This window comes from uncultured Cyclobacterium sp. (genome assembly GCF_963977555.1).
Lineage (GTDB): Bacteria > Bacteroidota > Bacteroidia > Cytophagales > Cyclobacteriaceae > Cyclobacterium.
In genome coordinates this window covers 83092-93438 of sequence record NZ_CAXBPD010000009.1, presented here as the reverse complement: position 1 = coordinate 93438, position 10347 = coordinate 83092, and the positions used below count along the sequence as shown (strand labels likewise).

Genomic DNA, 10347 nt, shown 5'->3' with positions numbered 1-10347 from the left:
CAATAATAAGTTCAGATAAATATTATAAGAAATGAAAAAGCAAATAATATATATAGTGGCACTAATATTAATGGCATCGGTATTTACAGCCTGTGGTAGCAAGTCCGCTGGTAACCTTGGAAAGACTTCTGGTGAAGAACATATTGAGGGAGAGGCTGGATACGAAGGTGGAGAAGGTATGGCTGAGTTGCACCTCTCAGAGTTGAAATTTGAAAGTTTGGGTATTAAATTGGATACCCTGCCCACTCGACCACTTTCAGGAATTGTAGAAGCTAACGGCCAATTGGAGGTGCCACCACAACACGAAGCTACTGTTACCGCCATATTGGGTGCTAATGTTACTTCCATCAAAGTAATTGAGGGTGATCAAGTAAACAAAGGTCAGGTATTGGCTTATTTGTCGCACCCAAACCTAAGCAAACTTCAGACAAATTATGTGCGGGCATACAGTCAGTTACAGTTTCTGGAAAAGGAAAACCAACGACAGAAAAGGTTGTACGAAGAGGAAGTGGGTTCTGGAAAAACCTATCAGCAAATTCAGGCCAATTATCAGGCCATGAAAGGAGAAGTGAAAGGCTATGAAGCACAGCTAAGGCAACTCAGCCTGAATGTGGAGAAAGTACAGACTGGAGATATCTATCAATATGTACCTGTTGTGAGCCCAATTGATGGGTACATTGAAAAAGTGGAAGTACAACTTGGGCAATATGTAGAACCACAAACCAAAATGTTTATGATTGTAAATACCGATCATATCCATGCCGACCTGATGGTATTTGAAAAGGATGTATATAAGGTAAAGAAAGGACAAACTATATCTTTTACTGTAGAATCAGTTCCGGGCTCAACGCTTACTGCAGAGATTTATTCAGTGGGCAAGCAATTTGAACAGAATCCAAAAGCGGTTCACGTGCATGCAGAAATAAAAAATAAAGAAGACTTCCTCATTCCGGGGATGTATATCAATGGAAAAATAAGAATAGGAGATAATAACTCTGTAAAGGCATTACCAGAAAGTGCCATCATAGAAGAAGAGGGCAAGCCCTATATTTTTATGGCAGAAGCACATGAAGAAGATGGAAAGACCGAATGGGCGTTTAAAGCCATAGAAGTGCGCACAGGTATCACCGAAGATGGTTGGGTAGAGATCAAATTATTGGAGCCACTTACAGACGATACTCAGGTGGCATGGAATAATGCCTACTATTTGATCTCCGAAATGAAGAAAAGCCAGACTTCTCATAGTCATTAAATGAGTTGGCAAAAGTCAGTTGGCAGGGAGCTACACCTAGACCACTTTTGCTAGCTGCTTTTGGCGGTTATTATCTTCATTAATTGATTAAAAATTATAACAACTATTAAAATCAAGAGATTAAAGTGGTACTTGTCGAAAAAGTACAAATAGTTGGTGGCTCACAAGGCGATGCAGGTTGCGATGATAAGGCTATTTAATAGGGGAGGAGCCTATGCGAACCAGCAAAGAAATACTTCTCCTTCATTAGACTTTTATTTTACCGATAACCCGAAAATATAATCTGGGCAAAAGTATCAAAAATGAAGGAATGGATAAAGATGTGTATTTATTTTGAGAAAAATCTCAAAAACCTGAAGCAGGTGATGGTATTATTTACTTCTCCAAATTGGTTGATGCATATAGTATGAAGACATGTGATTCTATTAAAGAATAATTTAAAGCAAATGATAAAGGAATTAGAACAAAGCTTAATGGCTCACAATATCAAACCCACTACTATGCGGTTGTTGGTATTTGAGTGCCTCATGGGTAAGGAAGCAGCAGTTAGTCTGACCGATTTATATCAGGACTTTGAGAAATCGGACCGGACTACTATATACAGAACGTTAAAAGTTTTTGAAGAAAATGGCATGATACATAGTATTGATGATGGTACTGGTGTGCCCAAGTATGCGATGTGTGAAGAGGGATGTAATTGTGAAATAGAAAGAGACTTACACCTGCACTTTCATTGCAGAATATGCGGACAAACCAAATGCTTGACCAGTTATAAAATTCCCGAAGTAGAGTTACCTCCAAATCATATTCCTGAAGAGGCTAATTTAGTTGTAAAAGGTGTTTGTGGTAATTGCTCAGAAAATAAATAGAATGATTATGAAAAAATTACAAATAAAAATACCACTCATTCTTCCCAAAGTGCTGGACAAGAAGGATCAATGTGTAGAAACGCTAATAAAGCAACTTAAAGGGAAAGACGGACTTGAAAAAGTCCATGTGGCTGATGAATTGGATAACGGTGTGCCCCAACTCTGCTTTCACTACGATCCTGAGGTAATCTCTATTGATCAGATTCAAAAATTAGCTAAACGTACAGGTGCTTCCATTATTGATAAATACGGTCACAGGTTAATTGAGGTAGAAGGAATTCGTCATACCCGTCATGCCAGAAAAATTGAAGAAGCACTCAATAGATTAAATGGAGTTTTACAGTCCTCAGTGTCTGCTTCTGGTATGATCGGATTAGAATTTGAAACTGCAAAGATAGATGAAGCGGAAATCCTTAAATCCTTACATAAAGAAGGCCTAGACATTATTACCAAAGAAGTAGAAGTCGAACAGTACATAAGAAAGACTGCTGAAGACGATGATCAAGTGCAACAAAATGAAGAAAAAGACCGCCATGATCATGGGGAAGGTGAAGATCATGAACATTCGCATGGAGGGATTTTTGGCAAAAATACTGAGCTGATCTTTTCCATTATCTGTGGAGCATTGTTGGGCATTGGCTTTGGGCTTTCTTATGTGGAAGCTATCTCTTCTTGGGTGAGCTTAACATTATATGTTGTTGCATATTTCTTTGGAGGGTATTTCACTGCCAAAGAGGCGATTCAAACAGTCGCCAAAGGTGGTTTTGAAATTGACTTTCTCATGTTGGTGGCGGCCATTGGAGCAGCTATTTTAGGCGAATGGGCTGAGGGTGCTTTGCTACTCTTCCTTTTTAGCATGGGACATGCACTGGAACATTACGCCATGAGCAAAGCAAGGAAATCCATTGCCGCTTTGGCGGAACTGGCCCCTAAAACGGCCTTGCTCAAGAGAAATCGAAAAACCGAAGAAGTGGGTATAGAAGAACTGAGCATTGGAGACATCATAGTAGTGAAGCCCAATAGCAAAATTTCTGCTGATGGTGTGGTGGTAGATGGTCGAAGTAGCGTAAACCAGGCGCCTATTACCGGGGAAAGTGTACCGGTAGATAAATTGCCTGTTGATGATCCTGAAAAAGAATGGTCAAAAACAAATGACATTAAACCAGAAAATCGGGTATTTTCAGGAACCATTAATGGAAACAGTACTTTAGAAATAAAAGTAATTAAAGAAGCCAGTGACTCAACTCTTTCCCGTTTGGTAAAGTTGGTCAATGAAGCCCAGACCCAAAAATCGCCTACCCAACTTCTTACTGATAAGTTTGAGAAATACTTCGTGCCTTCTGTACTGGCCCTGGTTGTACTATTGCTAGGTGCTTTTTTGGTAATCAACGAAACATTTAGTGATAGTTTTTACCGCGCGATGGCCGTACTGGTTGCTGCAAGTCCATGTGCGTTGGCGATCTCCACGCCTAGCGCTGTTTTGAGTGGGGTTGCCCGCGCTGCAAAAGGTGGTGTGCTTATAAAAGGTGGACGGCCGTTGGAAGATCTGGGCGTTTTGACAGCTCTGGCCTTCGACAAAACCGGAACGCTAACCGAGGGAAAACCTAAACTCACCAAAGTAGTGCCTCTTGGGAACGTGAGTGAAAATGAACTCTTAAAAATAGCGGTGGCGGTGGAAAACCTAAGTGACCACCCGCTGGCAAAAGCGGTAGTGAGGGATGGGAAAGAGCGGTTAAATGATACAGTCATTCCAGAAGCAAGTGATCTTGAAGCCGTGTTGGGGAAAGGGATCAAAGCATCCTTGGGAAGTGATAAAATCTACATAGGAAACCTTGACCTGTTTGTCGACCTGGATGAAGACAAACCTTCCAAAGAAATAGAAGAACAAGTAAGGGAACTCGAAGGAGGTGGCAACACGACCATGCTTATCCGCAGGAACGCATTATACATCGGTACGATAGCCCTGATGGACACACCTCGTGAATCAGCAAAGGCAACTCTGGCCGAACTGAAAAAAATTGGCATCAAGCGCATGATTATGCTTACGGGTGATAATCAGAAAGTAGCCGATGCAGTAGCCAAAGAGATTGGCCTCACGGATGCCTGGGGCAGCCTGTTGCCGGAAGAAAAGGTTAAAGCCATTAAAGAACTTAAGGAGAAAGAATCCAAAGTAGCCATGGTAGGTGATGGCGTGAATGATGCCCCGGCCATGGCGAACAGCACGGTAGGCATTGCCATGGGAGCAGCAGGCAGTGATGTAGCCCTGGAAACAGCCGACATAGCCCTGATGGCCGATAAGCTGGAAACCTTGCCTTTTGCTATCGGTTTAAGTAGAAAGGCCAAAGGCATTATCAAGCAAAACCTCTGGGTGAGTTTGGGAATAGTAGGTATTTTAATACCACTGACTATTTCAGGGATTGCAACCATCGGACCTGCCGTGTTGATTCATGAAGGTTCCACCTTGGTGGTAGTCTTTAATGCGCTAAGATTGTTGGCTTATCGTAAATAGCAATCGAAGAAATACATGGACATTAAAATGAACGGAACCAAAGCGGAGCAAGATAAAGCCATCCGTTACTACGATAATATTTCGAACTTTTACGATATCATCTCCAATTGGTATTATAGAAAAGCTAGAAAGTATGCCATTACAAAACTCAAATTAGAAAACGGTCAAACTGTTTTGAACTTACCCTGTGGCACAGGTGTGAATTTCGAATATTTTCAATCTTATTTAAAAAATTCGGGGTTGATTATCGGAATTGACCTATCAGAGGGAATGCTAACCCAAGCAAAGCGAAAAATTGAGAAAAATAACTGGACTAACATTGAGCTGATATCAGAAAACGCCACCAAGATCGATCAAAAATGGCTAAACGAACACTCAAGCTCCAAGGAGGCAAATAAAGTTGACGCTGTATTTTGCGACTTAGGACTCTATGGACTTCATGATTGGAAAAACATTATTGAAAATGTGATTGGAGGTCTAAAACCAGGAGGCCAAATTGTAATTTTAGATTGGTACTTAGAAAAACCTAGGTTGTTAGGTAAGTTGATTAAATGGATCGTGAAAGGAGAAGTTGAAAGGCCATTGTGGCAATACTTGGAGTCTAATATTGTGAATTTTGACCTTAAGTGGTTCGGGATTTTTGATGGAGTATTTGTGGCATCTGGTTACAAACCATATAAATAATATGAAATTATATACCACCATACCCAAAAAGTTAAAGCCATATTTCGAACAAGAATTAATGGCATACAAAAGGTATTTTGCTGCAGGACAACTTCAAAGGGCATGGAATCACTTAGAACGTGCCCATATAATTGGTCAGGCTTATCCTTGGCAACATAGCTATGTACACTGGAAAATGCTACTGTTTGGAATCCATATTAAAGACATCAAGGAAGTCTTTGGGCAAATTCCAAGACTCCTCGTTGGAGGTGTTAAATCGTTTGTTGGAAAAATACCGATAGGTAATACTGGCGGAGCAAATATTCCACCCTTAAAATCGCTTCCAATTTCAGAAGTGTTATTAGAGATTTTCAAAAAAGCTGGAGTAAGACCAAGGGAATAGAAAAAGATGAAAAAATCCACATTCATAATAACAAAAATGGACTGCCCCTCCGAGGAGCAGATGATTCGTATGAAGCTGGAGCCATATAATGAGGTAAATCAGCTTTCTTTTGACATCCCCAATCGTAAACTGGAGGTATACCACACCGAAGAAGTTGAAAAAATCCATCAAGCCCTCAGTGAACTCAAACTCAATGAGCGATTGGAAAATACGGAAGATGAAGCTGAGCTGCCATTGGCTGCTGACGAATCTAAACAGCGAAAAATACTTTGGTGGGTGCTGGGTATCAATTTCGGGTTTTTTGTAGTAGAGATGACTACAGGGTGGATTTCCCGCTCTATGGGCTTGGTGGCCGATTCCTTGGATATGTTGGCAGATTCCATTGTCTACGGCCTGAGCTTATTTGCTGTTGGTGCAGCAATGTCTCGAAAGAAAAAAGTAGCCAAAATCAGTGGGTATTTTCAAATGGCATTGGCACTCTTAGGCTTTTCAGAAGTATTGCGCAGGTTTTTCAGCGAAAGCGAATTACCGCTGTTTCAATGGATGATTATTATATCAGTACTGGCCCTTATCGGCAACCTGATTTCGCTTTGGATGATCAATAAAGCCAAAAGCGATGAAGCCCACATGCAGGCCAGCGCCATATTTACTTCCAATGACATTATTGTAAATGGTGGAGTGATCCTGGCTGGTGTGCTGGTTTATTGGTTGGATAGCAAATGGCCTGATCTATCAATTGGAGGGATAGTTTTCACCTTTGTGATGCGTGGGGCTGTAAGGATTTTTAAATTAGCTAAATGAAAAAGTATTCCTGTTATAGAAAAACTCCACTTTAATGAAGCTGCTGTTATTGGCGAAAAGGATGGGAAGCGTTGATGGTCGATGCTGAAATCCGAAATTTTGATAAAATAAAAAAGCTGGGAAAACAAGAATAAGAGTTGATACAAACAACATATTTATGGAGAAGCAAAGGGAAAAATACCTCAAAAAGGCTCGTAAAGTTCAAATTTACAATATTATTTATGATACAGGTGAAGTAATAGTGTCTCTGATCGCAGGTTTCACATCCGGCAGTGCTGCATTAATTGGTTGGGGATTAGACAGTGTAATTGAAGTAGTATCGGCAAGTACCTTATGGTGGCGCTTGCACGGTGAAATTAAGGAGATTAAGGAACAACAGGTACGGAAGCGGGAAAAGATTACCTTTTTTGTTATTGCCACTTCCTTTTTGCTGGTGAGTTTGTTTATTACTTACGATTCTATTTCAAAATTATTAGCTCAGAAAATTCCTTCCTGGAGTACAACAGGAGTAATTATTCTTGTCATTTCCTTAGTAGTAAATCCTATTCTCATTTGGTATAAATATCGATATGGCAAAAAGCTGGATAGTAAAGAGCTTATTGCAGATTCCAAGGATACTTTTGTATGCCTTTATCAAACCATTGCGGTTTTGAGTGGTTTGCTTGCTGTTCGCTATTTAGATTGGTGGTGGGCCGATCCTGTTGCGGCCTTTCTAATTGTGCCCTATGCTCTTAAAGAAGGATGGGAAGCATTTAAGAATGGAAGAAAAATATCAAATGATCCAAAAAAATAAGAAAATTTGCGGGTAAAGAAAGAAAATAGAAAAGTAAGTCGGCATTTTAAATTTAAAGTAATAAAATGACAAAGCACTTATTCAACAAATATAAGCACCGTCTCAATGCATTGGATGAGGATATCCGGAAGCTGGCCTTAAAATATGCCGAAGAATTCTACGTCTATGATAAATGCACAAAGGCAGAAGCTATTGACCGGGCAATTGCGAAAGCTGAAATGAAAAATAGAAAATTATAACTTAACTATAGACCACTATGTTACAGATACTTAAATTCACAAAAAAACAATATAATAGCTACTAAGGCTGAGGATAAACTCACAGAATTGGATATCCAGAAAATCCATCCTTTGATTCATAACATTGTGAATCGTGGGAAAAAAGTACGGTGGTATTTTGAAATGGAGAATTTCTCAGGTTGGAAACTCAATGCTTTCTGGCAGGATTTGAAAATGGATATGTCGCATGCCGATGATTATGAAAAGATAGCTATGGTAGGTGAAAAGAAATGGCAGGATTGGATTACTCAATTCATGAAACCATTTACCAGCGCAGAGATTCGCTATTTTGATCTGGATAAAAAAGATAAGGCAAAGGAATGGATTACTCAGTAAAAAACATTCAGTCAATAATAACCTATGTACAGCAAATGGAAAAATATTTCTGAATATAGAAACCTATGTGGTTCGCCTTTAAATTAAGTAACTATTACAGCCCTTGCTTTAGGTAATTTTAACATTATAGATTGATTTACACCTTCCTGTCAAGGGGGATAAGTAATTCCTTTACCTATTATTTTGCCACCACAAAGATTGTAGAGATAGAATGCCAAAAGTGTTAATTTCTCTGCTGTCCTATAAGCCTTATTTTCCCCAATAAGGTGAAGTAGCCATTATCCCCATTTGTATTTTAACTACCTTTAAAGTTGTAATCCGTTATAAGTCATTTGCAATGGCTTACTAAAGAACTGTTTGGAAAACAATCATCTATAATTTTTAAAATTGTCTGACTTGATTCTTCAAACCGATTACTTTCCTTAAAAATTTTAAAAAATATGAAATACCAATCAAAATTTATACTTTTGATAACTGATGAAAAAATTAAGAAAAATAGGGGGCGCTTTTATGTTACTCATTATGCTAGTCATGATGATGCACAACTCATTCCCACATTTTCATCATCATCATGAGTCTCATAGTCATGATTTGAATAATGGCACGCATCATTCACATCAAGAAGAAGGTCAACACCATAACAACCAAAATCCCTCCAAACACAATCCTTTCGATTTTATTTCTTTTTTATTAACCAACCACGCCCACGCACATCAATTGGTTGACAATAATTTGGTAGTTGAGAAATGTGTAAAGGAGCAAAATCAAAACAAGAAAACTAACTTTTTTATTGCAAAACAGGACGGGCAGAAAATTCCGCTTGATATTATACTCTCAAAAAAAACGGGTATTCCTTTTTTACCTGATCTCAATAACTTTTATTACTATACTTCCTCACCGCTTCGAGGGCCTCCAACTTTAGGATAAATCAATCTTTGATAACCTATCAAAGTCAATGAACTGATTTCATTGAGAACTATTGATTCATTCTAAATTCAACTTCATGTTAAAAAATAATGTACTCGCTTTTTGCGTGTGGTTGTTTTCGTTTGTAGCCGTGGCTCAGTCTCCTGATCCCATGGATGCTTTGCAGCAAATCGAAGAAAACAATCCCACACTAAAAGCTTTTTCATCCTTTTTGGAGAGTAAAAAGCTATCGCAGAAAGCATCAAACAACCTTCCTGATCTACAGGGGGGAGCATATTACCTTCCTTTTGGACACCATGCCTCGGGAGATTACACTGAGTTTCAGGTAACGCAGTCATTTGAGTTACCCACAGTATACAGCACACGAGGCACCCTCATCGATATGCAGGAGGCGCAAAATGCTATGGAATACCAGTTGAAACGACAAGATGTTTTATTGCCTGCTTTGAAACTCTTGAATGACCTGATATTCTTGAACAAAAAGGAGGAAATAGAAAAGGTTAGAGTCTTGCAGTCTAAGAAGATATTTGATCAGACTAATGAGCTATTTGAGCAAGAGCAAGTCGGCGTCCTCGACCTCAACAAAGCCAAAATAGCATGGATTCAAGAGCAGTTTAAACTTGATATTATAGGCTCGGATCTCAAAAAAATAATGATCCAGCTTAAAAATATGAATGGTGGAAAGGAATTGGATTTTGCTCCGAACGACTATGTAGGGTCATTAATCGTCGATGATCCTGAAAATCTATGGCAGGAGAAAATGCAGGTTGATCCTGAATTGAAGATACTTCTGGACCAGGAAAAGGTTGCTAAGCAGCAGATCAAACTTTCCAAAAACAAGTCCCTTCCCAATTTGACAGCGGGATATAATTACCAAGGCGTTTCAGGATCTACATATTCAGGTATATATGGAGGAGTTTCCATCCCTTTATGGAGTAGCAGAAATACCGTTAAGGCAGCAGAAGCAAAATATGATTACCAGAAATCATTTACCCAGGTTAAAACAGATGTGATGCACACTGAATTTTTAGGTGAATATGAGGTATATCAAGTGCTGCTGAAAAAATACCAGGAATACCAGTCCACTCTTCAATCTTTGGGCAGCGAAGAATTATTGCTTCAGGCATTTGAATTGGGCGAACTTTCCTTTATCCAGTACTACATCGAATTGCAATTCTATCAAAAGGCTTTGGATTCCATGCTGGAAATGGAAAACAAGTTAGTTCAATCCAAAGCCGAATTATTAAAACATCAATTATAACATTCAAACTACAAAAATTATGAAAATCTCAAATATTCTATTCGCACTACTATTGATGGTTTTAGTTTCATGTGGCAACAAAAGAACGAACGATGAGCATGGACACGAGCATACTTCAGTAGAAGCCCACGGTCATTCGCATGAAGCAGAAGATGCAGATCATCACCAGGAAGAATTCAAGGTAGAGAAAGATACTACGGAGCATACCCACGATGACGGGACTACCCATTCTGACCATTAATCTTCTCATAGGAT

The 10347-nt window shown here is 39.2% G+C and carries 12 protein-coding genes; all 12 read left to right on the top strand.

The window, feature by feature from the left end:
* Positions 1-31 precede the first annotated feature (31 nt).
* The 12 genes from AAC073_RS13010 (at position 32) to AAC073_RS12955 (ending at position 10333) form a co-directional block, all read left to right on the top strand.
* Entirely contained in the window at positions 32-1252 is a 1221-nt protein-coding gene (locus tag AAC073_RS13010) for an efflux RND transporter periplasmic adaptor subunit (protein ID WP_339924257.1), read from the top strand.
* Between the two features lie 446 nt (positions 1253-1698).
* Positions 1699-2121, top strand: coding sequence for a transcriptional repressor (locus AAC073_RS13005; protein ID WP_339924256.1), 423 nt, complete (start codon positions 1699-1701; stop codon positions 2119-2121).
* A 7-nt stretch (positions 2122-2128) separates the two neighbouring features.
* Positions 2129-4630 carry a heavy metal translocating P-type ATPase gene (locus AAC073_RS13000; RefSeq protein ID WP_339924255.1) on the top strand — a complete coding sequence of 834 codons (2502 nt, stop codon included), beginning with the start codon at positions 2129-2131 and terminating at the stop codon, positions 4628-4630.
* A 15-nt stretch (positions 4631-4645) separates the two neighbouring features.
* Positions 4646-5314 carry a class I SAM-dependent methyltransferase gene (locus tag AAC073_RS12995; RefSeq protein WP_339924254.1) on the top strand — a complete coding sequence of 223 codons (669 nt, stop codon included), beginning with the start codon at positions 4646-4648 and terminating at the stop codon, positions 5312-5314.
* A gap of 1 nt (position 5315) precedes the next feature.
* Entirely contained in the window at positions 5316-5696 is a 381-nt protein-coding gene (locus AAC073_RS12990; protein WP_339924253.1) for a DUF3703 domain-containing protein, read from the top strand.
* 6 nt (positions 5697-5702) lie between these two features.
* On the top strand, positions 5703-6497 hold the full coding sequence (locus tag AAC073_RS12985; protein WP_339924252.1) for a cation diffusion facilitator family transporter: 795 nt from the start codon (positions 5703-5705) through the stop codon (positions 6495-6497).
* Between the two features lie 157 nt (positions 6498-6654).
* Positions 6655-7290: a cation diffusion facilitator family transporter gene (locus AAC073_RS12980; RefSeq protein WP_339924251.1), complete on the top strand. Its 636-nt coding sequence runs from the start codon at positions 6655-6657 to the stop codon at positions 7288-7290.
* A 65-nt stretch (positions 7291-7355) separates the two neighbouring features.
* Positions 7356-7529 carry a hypothetical protein gene (locus AAC073_RS12975; protein ID WP_339924250.1) on the top strand — a complete coding sequence of 58 codons (174 nt, stop codon included), beginning with the start codon at positions 7356-7358 and terminating at the stop codon, positions 7527-7529.
* Positions 7530-7616: 87 nt separating this feature from the next.
* On the top strand, positions 7617-7904 hold the full coding sequence (locus tag AAC073_RS12970) for an STAS/SEC14 domain-containing protein (RefSeq protein WP_339711923.1): 288 nt from the start codon (positions 7617-7619) through the stop codon (positions 7902-7904).
* A 477-nt stretch (positions 7905-8381) separates the two neighbouring features.
* Positions 8382-8831 carry a hypothetical protein gene (locus AAC073_RS12965; protein ID WP_339924249.1) on the top strand — a complete coding sequence of 150 codons (450 nt, stop codon included), beginning with the start codon at positions 8382-8384 and terminating at the stop codon, positions 8829-8831.
* A gap of 76 nt (positions 8832-8907) precedes the next feature.
* Positions 8908-10092, top strand: coding sequence for a TolC family protein (locus AAC073_RS12960; RefSeq protein ID WP_339924248.1), 1185 nt, complete (start codon positions 8908-8910; stop codon positions 10090-10092).
* A 19-nt stretch (positions 10093-10111) separates the two neighbouring features.
* Complete coding sequence (locus AAC073_RS12955; protein WP_339759084.1) at positions 10112-10333, top strand: hypothetical protein; 222 nt, start codon at positions 10112-10114, stop codon at positions 10331-10333.
* The last annotated feature ends 14 nt before the right edge of the window (positions 10334-10347 follow it).